At 51.9% G+C, this 25,820-nt stretch carries 19 protein-coding genes and 1 pseudogene; 4 read left to right on the forward strand and 16 right to left on the reverse strand.

Features of this window, described 5'->3' with window-relative positions; translation table 11 throughout:
• Positions 1–10 precede the first annotated feature (10 nt).
• Together ccrud_RS08925 and trmD are read right to left on the reverse strand one after the other, a co-directional pair.
• A complete protein-coding gene (locus ccrud_RS08925) occupies positions 11–703 on the reverse strand; it encodes an SNARE-associated domain-containing protein (protein ID WP_066566438.1) in 693 nt (230 codons plus the stop codon).
• Positions 700–1,581 (reverse strand): tRNA (guanosine(37)-N1)-methyltransferase TrmD, encoded by an 882-nt coding sequence (trmD, locus tag ccrud_RS08930; protein ID WP_074025489.1) that lies wholly within the window; start codon positions 1,579–1,581, stop codon positions 700–702. Before trmD ends, ccrud_RS08925 begins: the two co-directional genes overlap by 4 nt.
• A 143-nt stretch (positions 1,582–1,724) precedes the next feature.
• On the opposite strand from trmD, the gene ccrud_RS08935 reads away from it, so the two are divergent.
• Positions 1,725–2,258 carry a DUF4232 domain-containing protein gene (locus tag ccrud_RS08935; protein ID WP_245670223.1) on the forward strand — a complete coding sequence of 178 codons (534 nt, stop codon included), beginning with the start codon at positions 1,725–1,727 and terminating at the stop codon, positions 2,256–2,258.
• On the opposite strand, the gene rimM is transcribed toward ccrud_RS08935, so the two are convergent.
• Complete coding sequence (gene rimM, locus ccrud_RS08940; protein ID WP_066566442.1) at positions 2,255–2,770, reverse strand: ribosome maturation factor RimM; 516 nt, start codon at positions 2,768–2,770, stop codon at positions 2,255–2,257. The genes ccrud_RS08935 and rimM overlap by 4 nt on opposite strands.
• Positions 2,771–2,880: 110 nt before the next feature.
• Here rimM and ccrud_RS08945 point away from each other — a divergent pair, with 110 nt between their 5' ends.
• Complete coding sequence (locus ccrud_RS08945) at positions 2,881–3,216, forward strand: cupin domain-containing protein (RefSeq protein WP_066566444.1); 336 nt, start codon at positions 2,881–2,883, stop codon at positions 3,214–3,216.
• Here ccrud_RS08945 and ccrud_RS08950 read toward each other — a convergent pair.
• Complete coding sequence (locus ccrud_RS08950) at positions 3,213–3,746, reverse strand: winged helix-turn-helix transcriptional regulator (RefSeq protein WP_066566446.1); 534 nt, start codon at positions 3,744–3,746, stop codon at positions 3,213–3,215. The two genes, ccrud_RS08945 and ccrud_RS08950, sit on opposite strands and share 4 nt — an antisense overlap.
• Positions 3,747–3,817: 71 nt before the next feature.
• Here ccrud_RS08950 and ccrud_RS08955 point away from each other — a divergent pair.
• Positions 3,818–5,108 (forward strand): annotated as a pseudogene (locus ccrud_RS08955) (MFS transporter).
• Positions 5,109–5,332: 224 nt separating this feature from the next.
• Here the strand turns inward: ccrud_RS08955 and rpsP are convergent.
• A complete protein-coding gene (rpsP, locus tag ccrud_RS08960; RefSeq protein WP_066566448.1) occupies positions 5,333–5,827 on the reverse strand; it encodes a 30S ribosomal protein S16 in 495 nt (164 codons plus the stop codon).
• Between the two features lie 314 nt (positions 5,828–6,141).
• Between rpsP and ccrud_RS08965 the strand changes: the two genes are divergently transcribed.
• Entirely contained in the window at positions 6,142–6,618 is a 477-nt protein-coding gene (locus ccrud_RS08965) for an ankyrin repeat domain-containing protein (RefSeq protein WP_066569776.1), read from the forward strand.
• Here ccrud_RS08965 and ccrud_RS08970 read toward each other — a convergent pair.
• The 11 genes from ccrud_RS08970 to ccrud_RS09020 form a co-directional block, all read right to left on the reverse strand.
• The gene (locus ccrud_RS08970) at positions 6,615–7,484 is read right to left on the reverse strand and encodes an ABC transporter permease (RefSeq protein WP_066566450.1); all 870 of its coding nucleotides are present in this window, start codon (positions 7,482–7,484) and stop codon (positions 6,615–6,617) included. The genes ccrud_RS08965 and ccrud_RS08970 overlap by 4 nt on opposite strands.
• A complete protein-coding gene (locus ccrud_RS08975; RefSeq protein WP_066566451.1) occupies positions 7,481–8,359 on the reverse strand; it encodes an ABC transporter ATP-binding protein in 879 nt (292 codons plus the stop codon). Before ccrud_RS08975 ends, ccrud_RS08970 begins: the two co-directional genes overlap by 4 nt.
• An 89-nt stretch (positions 8,360–8,448) precedes the next feature.
• Complete coding sequence (gene ffh / locus ccrud_RS08980; protein WP_066566453.1) at positions 8,449–10,071, reverse strand: signal recognition particle protein; 1,623 nt, start codon at positions 10,069–10,071, stop codon at positions 8,449–8,451.
• A gap of 78 nt (positions 10,072–10,149) precedes the next feature.
• Complete coding sequence (locus ccrud_RS08985) at positions 10,150–12,228, reverse strand: [protein-PII] uridylyltransferase (protein WP_066566455.1); 2,079 nt, start codon at positions 12,226–12,228, stop codon at positions 10,150–10,152.
• Positions 12,229–12,250: 22 nt separating this feature from the next.
• Complete coding sequence (gene glnK / locus ccrud_RS08990) at positions 12,251–12,589, reverse strand: P-II family nitrogen regulator GlnK (RefSeq protein ID WP_066566457.1); 339 nt, start codon at positions 12,587–12,589, stop codon at positions 12,251–12,253.
• Positions 12,590–12,642: 53 nt separating this feature from the next.
• Positions 12,643–13,959 carry an ammonium transporter gene (locus ccrud_RS08995; RefSeq protein ID WP_066566460.1) on the reverse strand — a complete coding sequence of 439 codons (1,317 nt, stop codon included), beginning with the start codon at positions 13,957–13,959 and terminating at the stop codon, positions 12,643–12,645.
• A gap of 288 nt (positions 13,960–14,247) precedes the next feature.
• A complete protein-coding gene (gene ftsY / locus ccrud_RS09000) occupies positions 14,248–16,113 on the reverse strand; it encodes a signal recognition particle-docking protein FtsY (RefSeq protein ID WP_066566463.1) in 1,866 nt (621 codons plus the stop codon).
• 469 nt (positions 16,114–16,582) lie between these two features.
• Positions 16,583–19,957 (reverse strand): hypothetical protein, encoded by a 3,375-nt coding sequence (locus ccrud_RS09005; RefSeq protein WP_066566466.1) that lies wholly within the window; start codon positions 19,955–19,957, stop codon positions 16,583–16,585.
• Positions 19,958–20,130: 173 nt separating this feature from the next.
• Positions 20,131–23,586 carry a chromosome segregation protein SMC gene (gene smc / locus ccrud_RS09010; RefSeq protein ID WP_066566474.1) on the reverse strand — a complete coding sequence of 1,152 codons (3,456 nt, stop codon included), beginning with the start codon at positions 23,584–23,586 and terminating at the stop codon, positions 20,131–20,133.
• Between the two features lie 14 nt (positions 23,587–23,600).
• Complete coding sequence (locus ccrud_RS09015) at positions 23,601–23,885, reverse strand: acylphosphatase (RefSeq protein ID WP_066566479.1); 285 nt, start codon at positions 23,883–23,885, stop codon at positions 23,601–23,603.
• A gap of 11 nt (positions 23,886–23,896) precedes the next feature.
• Positions 23,897–25,762: a lipase family protein gene (locus ccrud_RS09020; RefSeq protein WP_245670225.1), complete on the reverse strand. Its 1,866-nt coding sequence runs from the start codon at positions 25,760–25,762 to the stop codon at positions 23,897–23,899.
• Between the last annotated feature and the right edge of the window lie 58 nt (positions 25,763–25,820).

The raw sequence follows: 25,820 nt of genomic DNA on the forward strand, positions 1-25,820 counted from the left end.
TTTCAACCATTTACTTGGCAAATTGCTTCCGTGCGCGGAAAAACATCAGCGCCAGCAATCCTAAGGTTATCCAAAGCATGTAGCGGTTGACCACGTTAACGATATCGAGGACTTGTTCGCCGAAGGTGTAGCCCAGCCAGATGAACAGTCCGTTGACCGCCAAGACGCAGATGGCGTTCCAGGCCATGATGATCCAGAAGCGGATTTTCACCAGGCCGGCCACCGCGTTGAGGATGGTTCCCGGCACGGGTCCTGGGAGGTAAGCCAGTGGAATGAGGCCGATGATCCAGGCGTAGAGGCGGGTGGATTCGGAGTCGACGGATTTTTTGAACATGCGGTGGAAGCGGGGCATGTATTGGAGGGACATGTCGATAAATTCCATGCCCCAGCGCTTACCCATCAGCCAATAGACGGGCATGAACTTCAGTGCGCCGATCAGGGTGCAGAGCCAGTAGACCCACCAGATGCCGTTTTCTACCGAAGCGTTCGCGCCGCCCACGACTGCACTGGTGTAACCGCCGACGATGAGGGTGTAGGCCAGCGGTTGGGTGAGCATCCAGGCGCGCAGTGGGATCATGCAGAGGGAGAAAATACCCATCGCGATGAGTGCGATGAACAAAATGATGTCGCCACGTTCTGGGTTGCTGAGAAATTTCGGGAGCTCGGGCTCTGGCTTTGGGGGTTGAGGTGTGGTCTCTGTCATTTGTCCAGTCCCAATACTTTGAGGTCGGTGGAATCGAGGAGGGAGGCGTCGATAAGCTCAGGCCTAATTGCCTGGGTGCGTAGGAGCGCCTGATCGCGTCGCCAGCGATCGACCTTGGCGTGGTTGCCCGAGAATAGTACTTCGGGGACGTCAAGTCCGCGCCAGGTGCGCGGCTTTGTGTACGACGGGCCTTCGAGCAGGCCATCGGAGAAGCTGTCTTCTTCGTGGCTACGACGGTTTCCGAGCACGCCAGGGATCAGGCGCACGACGGCTTCCGCGATGACCAGGACTGCCACTTCCCCGCCGATCAGCACATAATCGCCGATCGATACTTCACGCACCCGGTAGCGCTTAGCCGCATCATCGATGACGCGCTGATCAATGCCTTCATAGCGGCCGCAAGCAAACACGATGTGCTTTTCGTTCGACCACGCACGCGCATCCGCCTGCGTAAAAGGCTTGCCCGCTGGCGTGGGCACCAGCAAGAGCGGCAAATCTAGATCCTCATCATCTGCCGCATAAATACGCTTTTCGACGCCACCTAGCTCATCATGACGCGCATTTTTCAAATGTGGCGCCGCCGAGTTCAACTCAGCTCCCACCACATGCCCCGCAGCAACATCATCCAAAGCTGGGCCCCACACCTCTGGCTTCATCACCATGCCAGGGCCACCACCATAAGGGGTATCATCGACAGCTTTATGCCCGCCAGTAGCCCAATTGCGCAGATCATGCACACCGACTTCCAACGTGCCATCTTCAATCGCTTTACCCAACAACGCATGGCGAAGCGGATCCAAGTACTCAGGGAAGATGGTCAACACATCAAGGCGCAAATGGCGGAAATCATTATTTTCGGAGCTAGTCACGGACTTCAATCTACCAAGAGGTCTAGCCTGGAGGAATGAAGCCTCACACACTAATGCGGCAAACACTAACAATCGGTAGCCTGAGCGGGCTCTTGGTACTTAGCGCGTGTACGGACTCAGGATCTTCAACCAGCTCTTCAACGGAAACTTCGGTGGAAACTTCAGTAAGCGGTTCGGTAAGCACTGCTGTGGAAACTCCTATAGAAACTTCCACGATTTCTGAAACTGTCACAACAACCGTGTCCTCCGACCAACCACCGACAGAAAGCACACGGTGTGCCACCGCCGACCTTGAAATATCACTATCAGGGCAACAAGGTGCAGCTGGAAGCACACTTGTCGATGTGAACTTCTCCAACCTGGGGGCAACAGACTGTACCCTCCAGGGGTTTCCTGGCGTGAGCTTAGTTGGTTTAGGCAACGGCACTCAGATCGGTGCACCCGCCTCAAGAGAACAGACCGACTCACCCACGATCACACTTCAACCGGGTGAGAGCACAATCGCAGCTCTTAGGATCTCTCGTGCAGAGAATTACGATCCTGCATTGTGCGCCCCGAAGCCGGCTGATGGGCTACGCGTCTATCCCCCTGGAGACACTGCATCTGCTTTTCTTCATATGGACGGCCTCCAAGGCTGCAGCAATGAAGAAGTCGAGCTGTTATCGGTGAAAGCTGTAGGAGCTTAAAGGTCCAGCAAACCTTCCGGAGGAGTGATCAGGGCAGTTCCCTCTTCCAAATCAACCTCAGGAACAATGGCGTGAACAAAAGGAATCAATGCTTCTTTTCCTGAAGTCAACATAACTTCCAAAATTTCGCCAGCTGGACCGTGCATCACACCAGTGACTTCTCCGATGTCTTCACCGTCATGAATGATGCGAAGACCTTCAAGCTCATGGTCGTAGAAACCATCCTCGTCCGCAGCAGCTTCAAGTGGCGCAGCGAAAAATCGAGTGCCACGCATGGAGTCAGCAGCCGTACGATCAAGCACTTCAGCAAACTTCACCAGGAGTCGACCTTGGTGCATACGAGCTGCATCAATAGTGAGGGTATGCTCTTTTCCCGCTTGCTTGCCCTTTAATACTTCTCCGATAGCGAAGCGGATATCTGGATCATCGGTGCTTAATTCCACGACGACTTCACCCTTGATGCCGTGGGACTTCACGACTTTACCGATTTGCAATTCCTGCTCTGTGCTCATGCTTAGAAAGTTTATGCCACAGTCCTGTCCAGCCCTATTTCACCATAATTAATACAGCTCAAACAGTTTTTATTAAGGTGGTAATACGCCCAAGGAAAAGGAATACTCCAATGACTGTTTTCAATATTCTCCACGAAGCCCCCGCTGCCCAACCCGAAAAGAAACGACCAAGTGTCAAACGGTTGCTGCAAGGAGACGGCGCTAACCTCATCGCATTCACATTCAGCCCTGGACAATCACTCCCCGACCACCGCTCCGCACACCCCATCACGGTGACAGCATTTTCAGGGCAGCTTACCTTCAGCTACGGCGATGAAACCCACATGCTTAATCCTGGAGTTACTGTTCATTTGGATGCCCACATCACACACCGCGTGGACTGCCCAGAAGACTCCACCGACAATGCCGTGATGCTGCTAACCATGCTGACTGGTGAAAAGCATTAGGTCTCTTTCACTATCATTTCGGTAGCCTTCTTCTCTACTAGAACACCTGCGGGAACCAGTTCATCATAAGATTTTTCCTTCCACGGCTTCATCCATACCAGTTCTTCCGGACGGAGCTCCTCACCGCATTCGCTGCACCAACTACCAGGCTCCGTTTCTCGATTGCACGGTTTATGGATCATCGCCATATGCCCACCACCTTCAGGCAGCTCGGTATGCCGTTCACCCCACTGAGCTAAATACTGCAATACCGGCAAAAGCTCTACAGCTGATTCGGTAGCCACATATCCTTGCCGAATACGTCTGCCGTTTTCATAATCTGCTCGAGCAAGCAGACCGTCCTCAACCATGGATCTCAGTCTCCGGGAAAGTACTGCTTCAGAAATTTCAAGACTGTCACGGAGTTGCTCAAACCGCCCTCTCCCATGAAGAACATCTCGAATGATCAGCATTACCCATGGATCGCCAACAACGTCCAGCGAGCGTCGAATCGGACACAGTTCCTTTGACCAATCAGATCGAAGTGGCATTTTCTCCCTCTCGTTAGCTCCTTCATGTAACCTTAGGCCACCAATGTAGCTTTCTTAAAGAAAGTCAGAAAATGCCTTCTAATCTTAATAATTTTCCACCGCCCAAACACCGACGTATTCATCCTGCATGGTGGGTAGCGGCCACAGTGTTCCTTGCACTCTTTGGTGCAGCAGGCTTCCGGGCTGCCCCCGGTGCACTCATGGTGCCACTGCATGAGGAATTTGGGTGGTCAATGTCGATCATGTCATTTGCGGTCAGCATCAACCTCCTTTTATTCGGACTGGTCTCTCCATTCTCCGCAGCTTTATGGGATGCGCAAAGTCATCTCTAGCGCGCTTGCACTGGTAGCAGCCGGAGCAGTAGGCAGTATGTTCATGACTGCATCTTGGCAGCTGTTAGTGTGTTGGGGTTTTCTGATTGGAACCGGCACTGGGGCAATGGCACTCGTTCTCGCAGCAACAGTAGCCAATAGGTGGTTTGAATCCCGCCGCGGATTAATCATGGGCATTCTCACCGCAGGTTCTGCAACAGGGCAGCTCATAATCCTTCCCCCTGTTGCAGTACTTGCAGAAAATCTAGGCTGGCGACAAGCGTCACTATTAATTGGAGCAACAGCTCTCGCAGTCATTCCATTAGTGCTATTGGTTGTGCGAGATTACCCAGAAGATCGAGGTGTCCTCCCTTTTGGTGCACATCCAGAAACCTACACCACACCGGAGCGCATTACCGGTGGGGCTGTCACGCGAGCTCTAGACGGGCTGAGGTTCGCTGTTCATCAGCGCGCTTTTTGGGCTTTGGCTCTAGCTTTTGCAATTTGCGGAGCAACCACTAATGGTCTAATTGGCATTCATTTCATCCCCTCTGCACATGACCATGGCATGCCAACAACCACGGCTGCAGGTCTCCTCGCGGTTGTCGGAGTATTCGACATTGCCGGAACTATCGCGTCAGGTTGGCTGACAGATAAGTTTGACCCTAGAAAACTACTAGTTGCTTACTATGTCTTCCGCGGATTAAGCCTTGTCCTTCTCCCCTGGCTACTTGCAGAAACGATACATCCTTCAATAGTGCTGTTCGTGGTCATTTATGGACTCGATTGGGTTGCCACCGTTCCACCAACAGCAGTGCTGTGTCACAGAATATTTGGAGACCGCGGCACAATCATATTTGGTTGGGTATTTGCTTCTCATCAGATAGGCGCAGCGATCGCAGCAGCGGGTACCGGCATCATTCGCGATACTTTTGGCACCTATGCCTACGCGTTTTGGGGTGGGGCTGCACTGTGCTCGATCGCAGCAGTGCTATCGTTCTACGCCCGTCAACCAAAAACTCCAGCAACCACGTTGCTCCCCACTACATAACAACCTCGATTAAACATGAAGTCACCGCTGAGGGGATTAATCATGCCACAGGACTGCGCAAAGAAGATATATCCATCGGCCTTGCCAAGGTGCATAAAGAAAACTGGCCTTTCGGCGGGAGCATCGCACAATATGCAGACTAAATCTTTAATACATAAAAAATCCACCCTCCCACGAATAATCGTGAAAGGGTGGTTTTAAAGAAATTCTACAGAATTTAAGACTTAAGCCTCTTCTGCAGCAGCTTCCTCAGCTGGAGCCTCTGCCTCAGCTGCGGCAGCCTTTTCAGCGGCAGCCTTCTCAGCTGCAGCCTTAGCTTCCTTGTCCTCGCGAGCCTTCTTCTTCTTTTCGGTGATTGCTTCAGCGGTAGGACCGTTGTTAGCTTCAGCCAAAGCCTGGTTGAACAGCTCAAGCTTGGATGGCTTAGGCTCTGCAACCTTAAGGGTGCCTTCTGCGCCCTCGATGCCCTTGAACTTCTGCCAGTCGCCGGTCACCTTGAGCAGTGCTGCAACAGCCTCGGTTGGCTGAGCGCCAACGGAAAGCCAGTGCTGAGCGCGCTCAGAGTTGATCTTGATGACGGAAGGCTCAGCCTTTGGCTCGTAGGTACCGATGTTCTCGATAACCTTGCCGTCGCGCTTGGTGCGTGCATCAGCGATAACCACGCGGTAGTGCGGGGTACGGATCTTGCCGAGACGCTGGAGCTTAATCTTTACAGCCATGTGAATTTTCCTCACTAGGTCACTGGGCAGTACGGTCACTCACCGTGTGCTGGTGAGCCGGTTCAACCCTTTTTGTTTAACCTGCGCGTGACTCCTCCGGACGACTTGAAGTCGTTGGCGGCAATACGCAGGAAAGTCTATAAGTGTTGTCACGCCCATTCGAGCGCAGACAACCTGAACAATCTTAGCGGCAACTGTCTTAAAATTAAAATCGCAGTATCCACTTGGTTACTTAGCGCTGTTACCTGGGCAATTTTATGCGCAATTTCCGTTCATCGCCCCAGCTTGTTGTTGAGAGAGTAGATTTGGATAGTGTGCTTCCGATTGCCTCCGGTAATGATGACCGGAACTTAATCCGATATGTAGACGGTGGTCGCTTTGATGAAATCATGCTCACCGGTGATCTCACAGGTCTGAACAGTTTTCTGACCAATGCAGGCCCCAACGCCAGAGATAACCATGATCTGACCGTGCTTATGAGGGCTGCTGAAGCAGGAAACCTCATGGTCGTTGCCCGATTACTGGACTTGGGGGCACATCCTCAGCTCACTAATCCTCATGGTGTTACTGCCCTGCATATCGCAGCCACCGCAGGCGATGATGGCATTATTGAATGCCTCATTAATGCTGGCGCGAAGGTGGATGCCATCGATGCTGATGGGCGCACTCCCCTCTGGAATGCCGCTGCCCATCATTTGCCAGATTCTGCCGTAGTTGATGTTCTTCTTCGCGCTGGGGCCAGCATAAAGCTGCGCGATAACAACGGCGTGAGCCCAGAAGACATGCTTTAACGCACGACACTTTTCATCTTTGATGCAGCAATCAGGCCAAATAATAAGCCCCATGCGGCAACAATTGCTGCTGCTGCCCAGGTGGATATACCTTCACCAAACATTTCTATCTGAATACCATATCCAATGTGAAACTCTTTGAGCACATCAGCGGGAAATGGAACTTCTTCCAAGGCAGGAGCAGCGACTACTTGTCTAATAAGCATTGCTGCTGGCGCAAACGGAAGAAAATTCAATACTTCCACCACAGCTGCGGGCAACGCCATAGGCGGGATATACGCACCAGCTAAAAATCCGGCCAACGTACCCACCAAGCTGGAGAGCGCAGACATTCCGCCTTGGGATTTCACCAAAGTTATTAGGAATGCCGCAATGGCTGAAAATGTCAGAGTCAGGAGAAAGAGCACCAAAACTAATTCTAAAAATGCTCCGATAGAAATGTTGAGATAGCCAAGTATTGCAAGCCCTATGCTGCCGATGACAAATTCCATGAGCAAAATGCTCATGGCGACAATGACTGCTGCAAGAATATACGACACCGTGAGCTGGGTGCGCGTGACAGGTGCAACAAGGAAATCTTTAATCCCGCCCCGTGTCCGATCTTCTACCAATACGCCTAATGCAGCTTGTGGCACAGTGATCGCTGAGGTTACTAAAATTCCGGAGAACACCCAGTTGAAGACAAATCCTTCAACATCGCTTTTAGCCGATGCTGGTAAATTCGCAGCCATGCTATCAATTTGGAGTTTGCCTAAAAAGAGGACATAAAGCCCCAAAAGGATAAGAGCACCCAACACAGAGAACAGCACAGCCATGCGGTCTCGAAAGAAACATCGAAGATGCCTGCGTGTCAGAACTGCAATCATGATTGTTCCCGTTCTGCAGTGACTGCCAAAAAGACATCATCCATGGAACCGTGTCGGATTTCTACGTCTAAAACGCCATCAAGCTCTGCTGCTAAACGTGCTGCTTCTAGCCCATTGTTTAATGTGATGTGGATGCGATCGCCTTCAATGATCGGATCAAGATCCTGGAGCTTCCTAGACAATTCTTCTGGTTTATTGCTTCGCAGAGTCAGCACGGTTGTGGTGTAGCGAGAGCGCAATTGCAAGGGTGTGCCAGAGGCGACTTCTTTTCCTCGATCAATAATGAGGACGGAATCAGAGAGCTCAGTTTCTTCCATATAGTGAGTGGTAAGGAAAACTGTTAGGCCAATGTCACGGCGCAGTGCGTTAATGGTCTCCCATACTTGATGTCGCGATCTGGGATCTAATCCGGCCGTCGGCTCATCAAGAAATAAGATATCGGGATCATGAAGTAATGCTCGCGCGATATCGGTGCGGCGTTTTTCGCCTCCAGAAAGAACTCCGTATTTCCGGTGCGCAAAGCTTTGTAGGCCTATGCGCTCAATCAGATCATCAATTCGGACTGCTGTTACTCCTGGGTAAAGGCGCCCACGTGTTTCTAGATTTTCTTTGGCACTCAGCAAAGGATCAAGCACCGATTGTTGAAACACCACTCCAAGTTTTTCGGAATTTACCTGACCACCCTGCAGTTCAATATCCCCAGAGGTAGGTTGTGCAACACCTATGAGACAGGAAATGGTGGTGGTTTTGCCTGCGCCGTTTTCACCAAGAAAAGCAAAAATTTCGCCTTGGGCAACATCAAAACTTAAACGATCTACAGCAGTGGTATCGCCATAGCGTTTCACGAGGTCTCGCACGCGCAAGATGGGTGACATAAGACTAGTTGTATCAAAAATACTATAGCGGTGCACCACAATCATGATTGTGGTGCACCGCTATAGCTGAAATCAACGAGCTGAGAGGGCTACTTTTTGCCGAAGTCTAGGTTGTTGAGATCGATGTTTTCCATGCCTTTAGGAAGCTTAGGCATTCCCGGCATGCCGCCGCCGAGGCCACCAGCGCCACCGAGCTGCTTCTGAAGTTCAGCCAGATCTGGCATTCCAGCGCCGCCCATACCTGGCATTCCCGGCATGCCACCCATTGGCATCTTTGGCTGAACTGGACCCTTTTTCGCAGGTTTACGCTTGCCGTTTTTACCCTTGCGGCCCTTAGCTTGCTTCTTAGTAGCGCTACGAGTAACTCCACCCATGCCAAACTGGCCGGCCATTTGTCCCATCATTTTGCGTGCTTCAAAGAAACGCTCAACGAGTTTGTTCACTTCGGATACGCTCACGCCGGAGCCGTTAGCAATACGCTTACGTCGTGAAGCATTAAGCATCTTCGGGTTATCGCGCTCTGCAGGGGTCATGCCGCGGATGATTGCTTGGATGCGATCCAATTGCTTTTCATCGACCATGTCTGCCATTTGAGACATCTGCTTGCCACCAGGCAGCATCTTCAAAATGTTGCCGATTGGACCCATGCGGCGGATCATCAGCATCTGGTCAAGGAAGTCTTCCAAAGTGAGCTCGCCGGAGCCCAGCTTTTGTGCTGCTGCCTCAGCCTTATCCTGATCCATGACAGATTCAGCTTGCTCAATAAGAGAAAGCACATCGCCCATGCCCAGGATGCGGCTGGCCATACGTTCTGGGTGGAAAACATCGAAATCTTCGAGCTTTTCACCGGTAGAGGCGAACATGATTGGCTTGCCGGTAACTTCACGGATAGATAGTGCTGCACCACCACGGGCATCGCCATCAAGTTTGGTGAGGACAACACCGGTGAAATCCACGCCGTCGCGGAAAGCTTCGGCAGTGTCAACAGCGTCTTGACCAATCATGGAGTCAATGACAAAGAGGACTTCATCTGGGTTGATGGCATCACGAATATCACGTGCCTGCGTCATCAGGGTGTCATCGATGCCCAAGCGGCCCGCGGTATCGACGATCACGATGTCGTGCTGTGCACGCTTTGCTTCTTCAATACCTGCACGAGCTACAGCGACAGGATCGCCGTGGGAGGTGCCCATCTCGTGCTCGAGGGAATCGATACTGGTGCCTGGATCTGGTGCGAAAGTGCTAACTCCGGCACGCTCACCGACAATTTGAAGCTGCTGCACTGCACCTGGACGCTGGAGGTCACAGGCGACAAGCATTGGGGTGTGTCCCTGCTTGACCAGGTGCTTGGACAACTTACCTGCAAGTGTGGTTTTACCAGCACCCTGCAGACCAGCCAGCATGATCACGGTCGGTGGGTTTTTAGCCAAGCTCAACCGGCGGGTTTCGCCACCGAGGATCTGTACCAGTTCCTCATTGACAATCTTGATTACTTGCTGTGCGGGGTTAAGTGCCTGAGAAACCTCCGCACCAACGGCGCGTTCCTTGATTCGGTTGATGAAAGAACGGACAACCGTTAAAGAAACGTCAGCTTCCAATAGCGCAAGACGAATCTCGCGCGCGGTTGCATTGATGTCTGCCTCGGTGAGCTTTCCTTTGCCGCGAAGGCCGGAAAGCGCGTTATTTAACCGATCGGACAGTGACTCAAACACGAATGAACTCCCAGTAGGTGCTAGGGTGCGGGGTTACTAATCCTTATATGCTAGCCGGTTGCCCCCGTTCAGGTCACGTCAGCTACCGGCCAGAGCTTTAACAACAGATCGTTCCACAGCTGCTCGATCAAAGCCAGGCTTCAGCGCAGACTGAATAATAAGCGTTGCACCGCGGGTCTGCGCATTAATCCACAGAGCCCCGGGCAATGTTCTGAGCAGGGCAAAAATCGCTCCTGCACGAAGTTCCGTGCGGACTTCTAGGGTGTTGCCGTGCCAAAAAGTTGCGGTCAGACCAGGCGCAGGAATTGGGACGTCGGAAAATACCCCCGAGTGATAAGCCTGCAGAAAGTGCTGTGGATCAAAGTCTTGCGGGCCATTAGCGCGCACATCAAATTCAGCGGTCAGCTCTCCATTGGCCAGCATTCGTGCTGCTGTAATGGTCCATCCTTTGGCATAAATTACGCCTAAAATCTGATGGAGGTTTTCACCGTGCCAGCGCACTGTAAAAATGCCATCACGCTCTACTAAAGCAATATCACTGCGTGGCGCAATCATGGGCGCCACTGGGCGAATATCAGTAAGACGCGCACGAGCCCGCTGACATATAATTCTCAAAGCATGTTCCAGACGAACAGTCCATACTCCCGGGCCGGTGGCTTTAGCGTCTGCTTCAGTGAGCACTTCTAAGAGATTCAAAGTCACCAAGTCATAGCGCACTGCATCAAGCAGTTTATCGACGGCGCCTTCCGAGTAGGGATCAAGACGGGCGGCGATTTTAGCCACGGTAGTGTGCTCAGCTACGAGCGTTTGCACGCTAGCTCTATCACGAAGGTTAAGTCCCATACGGCTTGCCGCCCGAGCCACCATTTCTGCACCGACTTGTTCGTGCGGACGGGGAAAACCTTTTCCAATATCGTGATACAAGGCGCCCAATACTAATAAATCAGGACGAGCAACCGTCACTGTTTCCAACGCACATCCGGCAACAGTGTTGAGGCTGTGTTCATCAATGGTGGACACATGGCTTGGTTCGCGTGGCATCAGCCCTTTGATGCGGTCCCATTCTGGAACAAAACGCGACCACAATCCATGGCGCTCCATGTTTTTTACTACCCGGCGCGAATATTTCGGGCTTGAGAGTATACGGAAGAAATCTGCGGTGGCGTGGGCTGGCCAGGGTTCTGGCAGCGGTGGGCATTCGCCAAGACGTGACCAGGTGGATTCAGATACTGGCAGTCCGGTTGTTGCGGCTGCAGCGGCAACGCGTAGTGGGAGTGCTGGATCATTCAAGTCTGGTTTTTTCGATAATTCGATAGTGCCACCTGCATCTACGACATCGAGATCAAGGGGGCGTCGAGAAGCATGTCTTAAGGCAAAGCCGGTACGGCGTGGCAAGATATCACGCGCAGTGGCTAGCGCGGTGGTCAGTTCATCGTCGATAGCGCGGGCGGCATCGGCAATTTCACGGCCGAGATGATAGCGATCCACAAAGCCCAAATCTATGGCTACATCTACGGCAAATTCTGGGTCCAGTACATCGCGGGAGCGCCGTGCGTGGACGTGCAGCAGCGTGCGGGCATCAAGGAGCAGTTGATGTTGTGCATCGAGTTTGGGCACATTGCACAAATGACCCAAGGCGAGGGCTTTGATCAATTCAAAATCGCGCAGCCCTCCCCTGCCGTGTTTAAGATCTGGCCGTGTCATGGCCACCACGGGACCGGAACGACGCCAGCGGGCAATGGCGGTATCAACCACTGCATCAAAGTTTTTATTGAGCTCTTGGCGCCATTTATCCACAATGCGACGCCGAGTCTGCAGACAGAGCTCTTCATCACCTGCGATAAACCGAAGATCCAACATGGCAAGCGCTGCGGTGGAATCAGCAGAGATCATCTCTACGCATTCTTCCGGAGTGCGCACAGAGTGATCAAGGCGTTTTTTTGCGTCCCAGATCGGATACCACAGGTTTTCTACCCCTTCCGGAGTTTTTCCTGGTGGGTGGAGCAAAATGAGATCTAGATCTGAATACGGCGTGAGCTCAGATCTAGCTAAAGAACCAGTGGCAACAAGTGCTGATCCTGCCGGTAAATCTAAAGAGCCCAGCAACGCCAGGACATCTTTCTCCGTATCGTGGCGCAGCTGAGCTGGGTTGTTCATGGGTTAAAGTGGACTAACTTTTTTATAGGGCTGCTTCGCCGCGTTCACCGGTGCGCACGCGGACGAGCTCCTCGATGTTGGTCATCCAGACTTTGCCGTCGCCGACTTTGCCCGTGCGTGCAGTATCCACGATGACGTCAATGACTTCATCGGCCTGGTCATCAGAAACAATCACTTCGATTTTTACTTTCGGCACAAAATCCACCGCATATTCAGCACCGCGGTAGACCTCGGTATGGCCTTTTTGCTGGCCAAAGCCCTGGGTTTCAGTAACAGTCATGCCCTGAACGCCGGCCTGTTCTAGTGCATCTTTAATGTCGGTGAGGGTAAACGGCTTGACAATAGCGGTGATGAGTTTCATGGTCGTCTCCTTTAGAAAGACACTTTGGAACAATGAGATATTTTTAAACAAACTTAACGAATTTCCGGACCCGTGGTGTCATAAGCGGTTTCCGCGTGTTCAAGAGTGTCAATTCCTTGTTGTTCCACATCGTCATCAACGCGCCAACCCATGGTTGCTTTCAGGATAACTGCGATGAGGGTAGTCAGCGCTCCTGCGAACATCACGGCTACTACGGCAATGACAATCTGGATAATAAAGAGTTTAAGTCCATCCATACCGCCGCCACTAAACCAGCCTATGTCTGTGGCAAGAAGACCCACGCCTACGGTGCCCCACAGGCCAGCGACCAAGTGCACGCCCACTACGTCGAGGGAATCATCAAAGCCAAAACGGTATTTCAGCCCCACTCCCAAACAAGCCAGCACGCCACCGATAGTGCCAAGGATAAGTGAAGTTACTGGAGTCAGCGCACCCGCAGCTGGAGTAATAGCGACTAGACCTGCAACAACACCAGAAGCTGCACCTAATGAGGTGGCATGTCCATCACGGAATTTTTCAGTTGCCAACCAGCCCAACATCGCTGCGGCTGTGGCTGCAGTTGTATTTACCCACGCAAGGCCAGCAAGCCCGTCCGCCGCAAACGCGGAACCTCCGTTAAATCCGAACCAGCCAAACCATAAAAGCGCAGCGCCCAGCATCACCATGGGCAGGTTATGCGGTCTCGCGACTGCCTTGCCAAAGGTCTTTCGCTTGCCGACGATCAGTGCCAGCACCAAAGCTGCCGTACCAGCTGAAATGTGCACAACGGTACCACCGGCAAAATCAATTGGAGCAATGGTGGCTTCACCATTTGTCGAACCAAAGATCCACGAAGCAAACCCGTTTTCAGCGTGGCTGAGTAATCCCCCGCCCCACACCATATGTGCCAGTGGGAAATACACCACAGTTACCCACACACCGCTGAAGACAAGCCAGGTGGAAAACTTCACGCGTTCTGCCAGCGCACCAGAAATCAAGGCAGTGGAGATAACGGCAAAAGTAAGTTGGAATCCGATATCAATAATGTTGGGGTATCCGGCTGCGCCCTCGATGTAGTTTCCGTCTGCATCAACGATGGAATCTTTAAGACCGAAGAACTCAAAAGGGTTCGCAAAGATTCCTGCAAATGATTGGGTTCCATAAGACATCGACCATCCCCATAGAAGGTATACAACGGTCACAACTCCCAATGCGCCAAAGGACATCATCATCATGTTGAGCACGGACTTTTGACGTGACATGCCGCCATAAAATAATGCCAATGCTGGTGTCATCAACAGCACGAGCGATGCGGACATGAGCATCCATGCTGAATTGCCGGAAACTGCTGCAATTTGATCTGCATTCATAGCGTGGACGACCTCCTTTGAGTTTTTAGTTTTCTCAAGCTTTTTCTATGAGTTCAGGGAGCACCTTGTGGGATTGGCGCTCCTTGAACCAGTTTTAACTATAGACCTACAGAAACTAATTTCGATAGCTCTATAGAATATTTCCAAAGGAGATGTGCAGCATTTTCTATAGTTCAACAGGTAATTTGGGCAATTGTTAAGTACATCACAGCCTAGGTTTATGACTACTCAGCAATAAGAAAACCACCTGCCGGATACTCTCCAGCAGGTGGTCACAGATACCAATTACTAGCCCAACAAGGCGTCTACAAAGCCTTCGACCTCGAATGGTGCCAAATCATCAGCACCCTCACCCAAGCCAACAAGCTTCACTGGAACACCCAGCTCTTCTTGCACCTGGAACACGATTCCGCCCTTTGCAGTACCATCCAGCTTGGTCAAAACCACGCCAGTAATATCCACAACTTCACGGAAAATGCGCGCCTGCTGCATACCATTTTGGCCCACAGTGGAATCCAGCACCAGCAGTACCTCGTCCACCACAGCCTTCTTCTCTACAACTCGCTTCACCTTACCCAACTGATCCATCAAACCAGTAGAGGTGTGCAAACGACCAGCAGTATCAATCAACACAACATCCGCCTGACGCTCAATGCCCTTAGCTACAGCATCAAAAGCAATCGAAGCTGGATCGGCACCTTCTGCACCACGTACAGTTTCTGCACCAACACGACGGCCCCATGTTTCCAGCTGATCTGCTGCCGCAGCACGGAAAGTATCAGCCGCGCCAAGAATAACCTTGTGCCCCATGGACACCAACACACGAGCAAGCTTGCCGGTTGTCGTGGTCTTACCAGTGCCATTAACACCAACAACCAACACCACTGCAGGCTTACCCTCATAAGGCATAGCTTTGATGGAGCGATCTAGATCCGGACGGCACGCGTCGATAAGCGATTCACGCAGCATGGCACGAGCCTCAGCCTCGCTACCCACACCATTTTCCGTGATCTTATCGCGCAATTCATCCACCACACGCGCAGTTACCTTGGCACCAAGATCAGCCTTAATCAGCATCGCCTCAATGTCTTCCCAAGCATCCTCATCCAAATCACCTGCGGACAACATGCCCAACACTGACTTGCCGAAAACATTCTGGGAGCGAGAAAGACGCCCACGCAACTTACCAATACGACCCGCCGCTGGCTCAATCTCATCCAAAGGCTCAGCCGCTGGCGCAGCCTCTTCTACCGGCGCAGCCTCCGGAACAGGAGTTTGCTCTAAAGCAGCCTCAGCAGATTCCACAGCAACCTGCGCAGCTACTGCAGCTTCTTCAATCTCTTCTGGCTCCGCTGGCCCTGCGACAGCTTCTTCAGGAACTTCTACCGCAGCAACTTCCGGCTCCTGCACAGGAGTTTCTTCAACTGGCTCCGGCTCTTCAACCTCAGCAACTGGCGCTGCAACAACTTCCGCTGGGATTACAGCAGGTGCTTCCGCTGGAGTTTCGACTGAGGTTTCGATCTCTGGCTCAGGCTCTACAACCTCTGGAACCTGAGCTGGGGTTTCTTCAGGCCCAGGCTGTGGCTCGGGGATTACTTCTTCTTCTGCAATTTCCGCAGGAGTTTCTTCTGCAATTTCCGCAGGAGTTTCTTCAGAAGCTTCCGCAGTGACCTCTTCGAAGGTTTCTTGAGGCTCCTCTACAGGAACTTCTGCGGGGGTTTCTTCAGCCTGTACAGTCTGCGCTTGCTCTACTTCTTGTGCTGCAAATGCATCAGTCGACTGCTCAGGAGCTTTTGCCTCCTCAGGTGCAGGTTCTGGTTCCACTGCCGGTGTTACTTCCGGGGCAGCTTCTGGAACAGCTGGTGGAATAACTACAGACGGAACAATAGGTACTGCTTCTGCCTGAGGTTTGTTAAGGTCTTGGCCTTCGCGCAGTACTGGTTCCTCAGCCTGTTTCGCTGGGGCGAAATTGAAGCCGCCTTGGGCTTGGTAATTTCCGGACTTCTCTTGCTGAGTTAGTTCTTTCTTTTCTTCTTCAGGTTTCTCAAAACTAACGGTCTTTGATTTACCTCGTTGATTTCCCACGATCAGCATAATGATGATCGCGAGAACCACGAGGACTACTAGTCCAATGATCCAAAAAGTCGCATCCATACCCTCTATAGTGGCAGGTTTACCCATGATGCACATAGGTGACCCACATTAAATGTGGTTGAACGCTTGTATTCGATAGCGTTTAGCTGCATAAATGGAAATATGCGAGACTTTTTCTGACGCAATATCCCCGTTTGAGACGACCAAAGCACGACACTCCCCCAGTGCCGTTTTAAGACGTTGAAGATCTTGAATGAGCATTTGGTATGGACAAGGCTTAGTAAGGCTCTAAGAAACGATTCTGAAGGGGCACTTTTTCGCTGTATCTGGCGAGATTTTTCACCCGACCAAACGACAGTGCCCAGGGCAGTTGAAAACCTGATCCGTGGGCATCTGTGACTGGTTATCTGCTCAAATAACCAAACCACACTGCCCACAGAGCTTAAAAAGCAGTCTCGTGGGCAGTGTGGTTTGGTTTGCACCAATGAGCCCGTCACATTGGGCTACATCGTCGTAGATCTGCGAATAACTAGTCCACCAATCCTGGGTTACGTGCACCCAGAACCATTGCTTCAGCAGAAATCAGATCTCCGGTGACAAGATCTGGAACGAGATCTGCAATTCGGCCCCAACCGCTTGCTGCGCGATCGAGGGTCCTGGTTTTTCCAATCAACTCATGCGCATGCAAACGGGAAGACAATGCGAATACCAGTGATACCACCGGTGTTAGTGCCCACATGTTGTCAGGATTATCTGTGTTGACGCCATCGAGCTTGTCAAAACGGATACGTGCAGAGGAGTACAGCTGACGTTGCGTTCCTCGCATGGCACGAAGGAGCTCCACAGCAGTCTTAATCAAGCCTTCAGTCTGGAGAACCTCACGAAGATGATCACGCTTCTTGAAGGTTTCAAACACTGCCATCAGACGGGTGTTATCTTCCATCAAAGGTCCCGGAACAATATCTGCGTTGCTGAAGAACATATCCAGGAGTGCTCTTTGCTGAGTTTCGTTCATTCCGGCAATAGCCACTGTGGATTGATCGATGCAGGCAGTATCCAAGGTGGAATCTCGGCCGGTGGCAAGTGTGGAGAGAATATTCTTACCTGCAACCTGCTCTAGCTGTCCCAAGATAGGAAGCAGTGGCGTGCGGTTACCAATTTCTTCTGCTTCTTTAAATGCACTTGGCAAAGCGCCCAGAAGCTGCAAGGTGCCAATCCATGCGGTGCGGTGAATCTCAGTGGCAGGTGATTCCGTGGTGAATGGCGATGCGGCCAAACCAGAAGAAATAACCTTTCCTGGCAGTGCTTGAGCTGGAACCAGTGAAGCGGATAGTCCCTTGAGCGCAGCTGCAGGAGATGAACGCAGCACTGAGTGCACAACTGGCAGATGCTCAGTGTTACCTTGTTCGGTCCAAATATGGGAAACATCCCACAGTGCTGGCACTACGGTATCGCTGATTGGTGGCTCTTCTACTTCCCCACCAAAGAATGCAGAAAGCTGTGCATATTCTTCAGTTTGTGCAGAATAGTAGCCTTCTTGCTCCACGGTTACTGCAGCTTTACCAGGGGATAGAGGAATAACCGAGGTGGTGAAAGGATCAGCTGTGTGGAGTTGAACAATCAGGTTGCCGGCATTCACCAATGGTTCTGGCAGTTCTAGTTCAGAACCAGTTACTGCGAGTTCGACAGCGCGAACCCACGGGGCAGTTTGTGGCCAGACCCAGGCAGCTAATTGGCGACCAGCTGCGAGCTCTTCGAATACAAGCTTGCCATCAACGATGCTGAGCTCGCTGAAGTTTTCTACTTTGTCAATAACTGCAATGGTGACAGACACGCGTCGGTCCACCTTGCGGTCGGTCCATTCAAATTCGATGGACCCACGTGGCATGACAAAAGTACTTGCCGCGATTTCTTTCATGCTGACAACCCAGGTGCGCCCATTATCAGGGCTGGCCATCTTCACGGTACGAAGTGGTGAACCGTGGTGGTTACGCACACTGACCTTTGGATCGCCGACATTAACGCCGGTGCGGATACGTAGTTCGCCAGCACCATCAAGATCACGTGGTCCACATACTGCGCGGGTAACACGCCATGTTGGTGGCTCGGTGGTCAATGGCAATTCGATCGCGATCTGTGGTGGCACGAAACGAAGAGGCATCTGATCGCCTTCATCGGTGGTCACGACAAATGATGCGTTTGGATCTGTTGCACCAACGGTCACTAGGCGTGGCTCAGCGGTGAAGTGCTTTTCGCTGGAACGCACGCGCAGGCTGGCTTCGCTGAGGCCGGTGGTGGTTGGGATACGAAATGATGCGCCGGAAGCTACTTCAAGCTCGGTAGTCATGCCTTCTACGATGGCGAATTCATGGCGGAAGGATTCATTGCGTGGTCCGCGCAGGCGAACGAGGTATTCGCCAACCCATGGGGCATCGTAGATTTCTGGGTCGAAGATGGAGAACAGTCCACCGTCGGCAGGTACTTCCAAAGGCTCTGGTTCTGCGATTTCTTCACCGGCAGCACCGACTCCCGCGAATGCGGAAATGGACAGCATCCAGGTTTCGTCGTTGCCACTCAAGGTTGGTGGGAACTCCGCAATCAAGGACTGGGAATAGATTGGTAGCCCTGCAGTAGAGCGCACATGTGCCACTAGTTCTTGCGGATGGTGGAAGGTAACGCGTCGACGAGGATCAATGCATCGGACTTCCTTGTTCACCTTCAATGAGGACAGTCCACGAGCATCAACTCGGGAGCAGATCCATGAGGTCCAACCTTCAACGGCAAAGCGCTCAAGTACTGGCACTGGTTGTCCAGTGACCATGTCTTCCAAAACAGCTTCGGCTGGGGCTAAAACATAGATTTCTTGGTGGTGCAGGGAGACTTTGTCGGTGAGGTTTTCACCACGCTTGGAAAACACCAACACTGGATCAGTGAAATCAACTACTGGGACAACCCAGGTGATTTGGTTTGAGGTGTCAGTAACAGTAGTTTCCCTGATCTGGCGTTCCACGGTGACATCGAGCGCCTCGGAGTAACCAGAGGTATCGCCCCAAGCACGACGTGTGGAGAAGATACGGGTGGTGCCTTCTAGGCTGACACGCCAGTTAATTTCCTCTTCGCTTACGCGCTGTTCTGGCAGGCGCAGGCAGACTTTACGGCGCTCTGCATCCAGGATGAGGCGTGGTCGAAGCTCACGAAGTGCCACGCCTACGGAGGTTTCACGCTCTGCAGTACCAACTGGACGCTCGCGAAGTTCTGCCACCACTAGTTCATCGACCATGGCAGGCAAGGAAGATTCACGTTCGCGGTCTGACCAGGAGGTCGGGTGGGTTGTGGCGAATTGGATGAGTTCTTGAACTCCACCTATCAAGGTCTGCGCCCACTCCGGTGCCAAGCGCAGTGTGGTGTCAAACATGAATGGATATTCGGTGGTGCCGTTTTCCACTTCTGTCAGCACTGCTGCGACTTCGCGGTTGCTGATGCCTGCATGAACAGACAGCAGTTCTAACGGAGATGCTAAAGCAGCAGGAACAACAAGTCCTGCCTGTGCAAAAAGCTTTTCTACAACACTTTCGACGGTAGGCGCAAGATCTACGCTTAGCCCCAGGCCGCCGATGTATTCGCCAAAGAAATCTGCTGGATCGCTGATTCGTGATGCCCGAGCCACCAATGTGGTCACTGTCAGGCATGGGGTCATCTCAAAAAGATCCCCAAGGTTTGCTCCCGCCCCAACCTGGCGGGATAAAAAGGTTCCGTAGAAACGATGGATTCGTTCCAGCTCATCGTGTCGAAGCTGAAGTTGTGGGAAGTACTCTACCCCTGCAAGACGCTGGTTCAGATCCAGCTCAGTTTGTGATGCCCATCCGAGCAATGAATCTGTCATGTCTGCGATGCCAGCCGGCATGTATACACTCTCCCCGCGCAAAAGGCGTTTTCCTCTAGAACCTATGTGATGTTTAAACAGACTACCCCACCACTGATCCTTAAACATCTGTAGCCAAGCCGCAGAGAGAAAAAATGTATTCTCCATGCTCAGAGCAGGTTTTGAGGAATCTAAATCTGCACTGAGCACACGAATCAACCCACAGAAGCAGGCTCCATACGTTGAGAAATAACGCGTGTGACACCGTCATCACGCATTGTGACCCCATACAGCACGTTCGCAACGTCCATTGTTGGCTTTTGGTGCGTAATAACGATCAATTGGGAGTCTTGTCGCAGCTCTTCGAACAGTGCAATGAGGCGTCTGAGATTAACATCATCGAGTGCTGCTTCTACTTCGTCCATCACATAGAAGGGGCTGGGGCGGGCGCGGAAAATTGCCACAAGCATGGCCAAAGCAGTCAAAGACTTTTCGCCGCCGGAGAGTAAGGACAATCGTTTGACACGTTTTCCAGGAGGACGCGCTTCCACCTCAATGCCTGTAGCTAATAAATCATCAGGCTCGGTAAGTACTAGTTTTCCTTCACCACCAGGGAAAAGAGTGCTAAATACTCGGGGGAATTCTGCCTCTACGTCTTTCCATGCATCGGTGAATAATTGAAGAATCTTGGCATCAACATCATCAATCACGCCGCTTAAATCAGCACGGGCTTGTTCGACATCAGCCAATTGGGTGGATAAGAATTCATATCGTTCTTCCAAAGCTTTGAATTCTTCCAGTGCCAAAGGATTAACTTTGCCCAGGGCGGCTAAGTCTTTTTCTGCTTGTTTCAGCCGAGCACGTTGGAACTTTTCATCAAATCCTTCCGTCGGGCTGTAATCATGCAGTAATTCCGTCACGGGAATACCTAATTGCTCAGTAATTTTGGCAACGGCAGCTTCCATGCGCACTTGTGCTTGGCTACGCGCGATCTCCATCGAATGCGCATTGTCGTTTAGGCGGTTGAGCTGTTGGCGTACCGCATTCACAGTGTCTTTAGCCTGTGCCGCCTGCGTGACCAGCACGGCTTTTTCTTGATTTCGCTGATCGCGTTCTGCTGCAGCTTGGCTCAGCGCCACGGCAACACGTTCAGAAACCGCTTGTGCCCCGGTACGAATTGCAGCCGCCAAATGCGTACGTCGGCGTCTAGCTTCTAGCGCTTGATCATGGCGAATTTTAGCCTGGAGTTCTGCTGCAGCTTGGCGCCTTAAGCTATCGCCTTTGCCACGCTGCTGCCCGGCGCGCTCTTCTGCGGTGCGCAGTGCCAGACGTGCATCCATTTCCATAGCTCGGATGTGTTGCAGTTCCGCGTTGGCTTGATCACGCACGGTGGTAGAAGGTTCATCCGCTTCTTCTTCGTTGTCTACTCGGGAGAGTCGATCAACAATCTCTGTTAATTGTTCGCGGAGTTCTTCTGTGCGTTGTTCTGCGGCGCGAAAACGTTCAACATGGCGGACACGCTCGGCTTCTGCAGCTTCGTGTTGTTTGTCTAAACGGTTAAGATCTCGATCGATCAGGTCTGTTGTCATATCCAATTCACGCAGTGCTGCCGTGCGTGTGGCGACATCTACGCGAGTGTTTTCTGTTGCTTTTTTAGCGCCATCAAACGTACCTGCGATATCGTCCAACTTCGCGCTCGTGGCTGTGAGCTGCGTTTCTGCCTCTTCGATATGGGCTGAAATTTCCACGGTTGAGGTGTGTGTACCGATCTGAATCCAGCCAGCACCAATCAGTACGCCATCGCGATCAACGGCTCTCAAGCGGGGATCATCCTGGACAGCTTGACGGCCGATGGAGGGTTCGTCGACAAGCAGCACGTCGGCAAGCAAACGGTTTACCGGGCCAGCAATCGCCGGATCCAGATCAACGTGGTCCAGCAACCAGCTCGCGCCAGCAGGCATACTCGCATCTAGGCGCCAAGCACCACTACTGGTCTGCTGGTCATCGACAATGATGGTGCGCGCCACGCCTGCATCAATAAGCTTGTCGACGAGCCCTTCCGCAGCCTCGCCCGCAAGCGCTTCTGCATGCGGGCCCAAGGCAGCAGCGAGCGCCTTATCGACGTTTCGTTGCGGCCGAATCAACGTGGCAAGTTGCGGGTATTTAACCACATCAGAAGCTTCTGAGCGTGGTCGATTTTGATTAAGCGTCTCAATACGAGACTGCAATCTGGAAACTTCTTTTTCTAATTCGCTCCTGTGTGCACGCAGCTGTTCCAAACGCATTTCTGCCGCATGAGCTTCATGAGCTGCTTGTTCCAGGGCTTCTTCCACAGGACGGCGATCAGCATCGATGCCTTGTTTTCGTTCCAGCGCTAAACGCCGTTCGCGTTCCACATCTAAAATTCGACCAATGAACTCTTCCAGCTGTTCGCCGAGCCTTCCAGCTTCTTCCTCAGCTGCCGTGTGCTGAGTGCGCAAAGACTCTTCAGAAGCCAACAACCGCACCACGCCTTCACGACGATCCGAAATCGCCCGCACCTGCGCCACATGTTCCTGCTCTGCAACACGTGCTCGGGTAGCTTTTTCCTCAGCCTGTTCCTGCACTGAATTCAACCGCTCCGCTGTCATGGCTACCGAGGCATCGAGCTCTGCGAGTTCTTGATCAGCCAATTCTGCACGGCGCAGCAACTCATCAGGATCTTGGCCAGCATAGGCCACATCAGCAGTGCCGGTACTAGCGCGATCGGCAGCAATACGGATCGTTGCCGACACCCGCTCCGCCAAAGAAGACAAATCAAACCACAGCTGTTGGGCAGCTTCTGCTTGCGGAGTCACCTCACTCAACTGCAGTTCCACTTCCATTTGAGTGGTAGTAGCTTCTTCCACCTGTGCTTGCGCTGCGTCGACTTGCTCGCGAATCATCTTCTCGCGTTCGGTAGACGTATCCAGCTTTTCCGATAATTGCACGATCTCAAAACCAGCAAGTTGGAAACGCGCATCACGTAAATCAGCCTGCACTGTTGCAGCACGCTGGGCAGTCTCAGCCTGACGTGCCAAAGGCTTAAGCTGCTTAGCCAACTCATGAGTCAGGTCTTGCAAACGGTCTAGATTGACCCGCATACCTTCGATTTTGCGCTGTGCTTTTTCTTTCCTCCGCCGATGTTTAAGCACACCCGCGGCTTCCTCGATATAGGCACGGCGTTCTTCTGGGCGAGACTCTAAAATCTCCGCGAGCTTTCCCTGACCGACCATGACGTGCATTTCACGGCCAATTCCAGAATCAGATAATAGCTCCTGAATATCCATCAACCTGGCTCTAGACCCATTGATTTCATATTCGCTGGCGCCGTCGCGGAACATGCGTCTGGTTACAGAGACTTCTGTGTATTCAATGGGCAGCGCCCCATCAGCGTTATCAATGGTGAGAGTTACTTCTGCACGACCCAAAGGTTTACGATCCCCCGCGCCAGCAAAGATGACATCTTCCATCTTGCCGCCACGCAAAGTTTTCGCAGACCCCTCACCCATCACCCAGGCAAGAGCATCAACCACATTAGATTTACCGGAACCGTTTGGTCCCACCACGGCACAAATACCAGGCTCAAATTTTAGGGTCGTCGCAGACGCGAAAGACTTAAACCCCTTGAGCGTCAACGATTTCAAATACATAACGGGGTGTAAGTCTAGCGCTCTACAAAGCCTTCCACGCCACGCGGCTCGCCCCAGTGCTCAATAACTATGTTCACATGTCCTGGCCGACGATGCTCACTTGGTTGTTCTTTCAAACGCTGCAGTAATTCTTGGCACTTACTCTGTGGTCCCTCCGCAACAACGCACACTCTGCCGTCGTTCAAATTGCTGGCAGATCCGGCCAATTTCAGCTCTCTTGCCTGTGAGGTAGTCCACCACCGAAACCCCACTCCCTGAACATGCCCCTGCACAAAAGCAGTCAAACGGGCCTTAGCCATTGTTCCTCCTCCTATTCGCTGTTCTTACTCAATAACTTCTTTAACGGTGCCACCACAGACGTGGACTCAGATTTCTCTATTGCCGATTCTTCATCATCTTCTTCAATCAGCACAGGTTCCATCCCCTGCTCTGATAAATACTTCAATGCTTTCCCAATGGTTGTTCGCTGTTGCTCCAACCCTTTCAAAATTGGAGAAGAACCATCAGATACTTCTTTTACCCTCATAAGTTCTCGCACAATATGGCGTTCTGCCTCCGCAAGAGCAGTCCAAATCTCCTCAGTCCTATCGATCTCATGGCGCTGCCACAAAATAGCCAAACTGAGTTTTTGCACCACAAATGCTTCAATTTCCTCGGTGGTATTAACTGAGCTCAACGCTCCCACCGTCAAACTTCCACCACCAACTGTGAGCAATGTGCCAGCAGTGACCAAGCCACCCACCATGCCACCCGGACCAAAACCGGCAAGTGCCGAAGTAATCAATGCTGCGCCCGCCACGCCTGGGGCAGCTGCCAGCGCTAACCCACCAGTTGCAGCAGTAACCGCAGCAGCACCGATACCGAACGCACCCCACCGACGCCAACTATTTTTCGTCGCCCCAGCAACAACACCAGTAGCGGTATGTAATGCATCAAAAACATCTGCGCCAACAGTACTGCCCAATTGCGTTTCCGCAGTGAAATCCCGCAGTGCTTCCCTTCTCACCTTTTCAGAGACCTCAATTTCAAAAGGCAGTAAAAGATTCTGTCCCACAATCTCTATCAACCGCTCCAATGCCTTTTCTTTCGGCATAAAAGGACTCAGATCCGGGATCGGCGCTGCTGCTTCCGCATCACCATTATCAAAATCAAGCCGTGCAATCTCAAGTGGAATTACTCGACCATTTTGAGCATTTCGAAGCTTGATCTCTTCCACTAATCGATCTTGAGTTTCACGCAAAGCATAGGCGTAGCGCGTAGCCTCATCACCTTTCAATCGCTGCAACACAAGAAAGCAATAACGCAAAGCCTGCAAGACGAAAATCTCAGAGTCATCCAGTGGAATCTGCAGGTTTTTCTCCGCCAACACGATTTCTTTACTACGAGATCCAAAGAGCCCAAAGCCAATGGCTTCTGCTACTGCATCATCGGAACAATACGCACGAGAAGAATGCGCAGTACCTGGCACCAAGGGAGTTTTAATCCGAAAATCCAGCACCCAAGGAATAGCCACAGAAACCCCACGTTTGGCGGCAACAGGATCAGACCCACTCCAAAAATTTACCCACCATGCCAGATTGCTTGGCGGTGTGCGCAACATTTTAAACAGATCATCAACATTAAACTCACCATTAGCCAACGGGCTACCAATGGTGACAAAGCCTTTGACACTCAGCCCAGCAGGTAATCTGCGCAAAAGATCTGCAGCAATCACTGATCCAAGGCTATGCCCTAATAAAACGATCTCCCCTTCCTCAGGAAGCTGCTCCAAAATACGGCTATGTACCTGGGCTCTGATCTGCTGATTATTGAGGAAATTTCTCGCCTGCGCAAAGAGCGGAAAATCTACGCTCTTAGAAACCACTGCTTTTGTAAAAGCACCGCCTTCTCCCCGATTATGCCTGCCAAGCCGAGTTTCCATCGCTGCAGTACGACGCTCAAAATCAAGCAACTGTGTACCTTCAAGAACTGTGCGCTTTAAGACCGGCGGCAGAGGGATGCTGTGCTGCACATCAAAATTTTCCGATAATTCCCCTGCGTATACCGGACTAATAACAGTGACATCATCAAGGTTGGGAAACCCAATCCTGGTCAATGCAGCAGAAAGCTGATCTTTCCACTCTTGTTTGAGGTCTCCCCGTCCTACCCCGTGCAAATAGACAAGAGTTGTTGTCACATTTCCCCACTTTCCTGATTGGAGTTAATGCTTAATCAACGCTGCACCACAGTTTTAA

This window comes from Corynebacterium crudilactis (assembly GCF_001643015.1).
In the GTDB taxonomy this organism is placed as follows: domain Bacteria; phylum Actinomycetota; class Actinomycetes; order Mycobacteriales; family Mycobacteriaceae; genus Corynebacterium; species Corynebacterium crudilactis.

What these genes read in the sequence shown, in the direction of transcription:
- ccrud_RS08995 (WP_066566460.1), bottom strand. Translation starts at nt 13,959, where the DNA reads ATGAATGCAGATCAAATTGCAGCAGTTTCCGGCAATTCAGCATGGATG.
- ccrud_RS08970 (WP_066566450.1), bottom strand. Translation starts at nt 7,484, where the DNA reads ATGATTGCAGTTCTGACACGCAGGCATCTTCGATGTTTCTTTCGAGAC.
- ccrud_RS08950 (WP_066566446.1), bottom strand. Translation starts at nt 3,746, where the DNA reads ATGCCACTTCGATCTGATTGGTCAAAGGAACTGTGTCCGATTCGACGC.
- ccrud_RS09015 (WP_066566479.1), bottom strand. Translation starts at nt 23,885, where the DNA reads ATGGCTAAGGCCCGTTTGACTGCTTTTGTGCAGGGGCATGTTCAGGGA.
- ccrud_RS08975 (WP_066566451.1), bottom strand. Translation starts at nt 8,359, where the DNA reads ATGTCACCCATCTTGCGCGTGCGAGACCTCGTGAAACGCTATGGCGAT.
- rpsP (WP_066566448.1), bottom strand. Translation starts at nt 5,827, where the DNA reads ATGGCTGTAAAGATTAAGCTCCAGCGTCTCGGCAAGATCCGTACCCCG.
- smc (WP_066566474.1), bottom strand. Translation starts at nt 23,586, where the DNA reads ATGTATTTGAAATCGTTGACGCTCAAGGGGTTTAAGTCTTTCGCGTCT.
- ccrud_RS08925 (WP_066566438.1), bottom strand. Translation starts at nt 703, where the DNA reads ATGACAGAGACCACACCTCAACCCCCAAAGCCAGAGCCCGAGCTCCCG.
- ccrud_RS09005 (WP_066566466.1), bottom strand. Translation starts at nt 19,957, where the DNA reads ATGCCGGCTGGCATCGCAGACATGACAGATTCATTGCTCGGATGGGCA.
- ftsY (WP_066566463.1), bottom strand. Translation starts at nt 16,113, where the DNA reads ATGGATGCGACTTTTTGGATCATTGGACTAGTAGTCCTCGTGGTTCTC.
- ccrud_RS08985 (WP_066566455.1), bottom strand. Translation starts at nt 12,228, where the DNA reads ATGAACAACCCAGCTCAGCTGCGCCACGATACGGAGAAAGATGTCCTG.
- glnK (WP_066566457.1), bottom strand. Translation starts at nt 12,589, where the DNA reads ATGAAACTCATCACCGCTATTGTCAAGCCGTTTACCCTCACCGACATT.
- ccrud_RS08945 (WP_066566444.1), top strand. Translation starts at nt 2,881, where the DNA reads ATGACTGTTTTCAATATTCTCCACGAAGCCCCCGCTGCCCAACCCGAA.
- rimM (WP_066566442.1), bottom strand. Translation starts at nt 2,770, where the DNA reads ATGAGCACAGAGCAGGAATTGCAAATCGGTAAAGTCGTGAAGTCCCAC.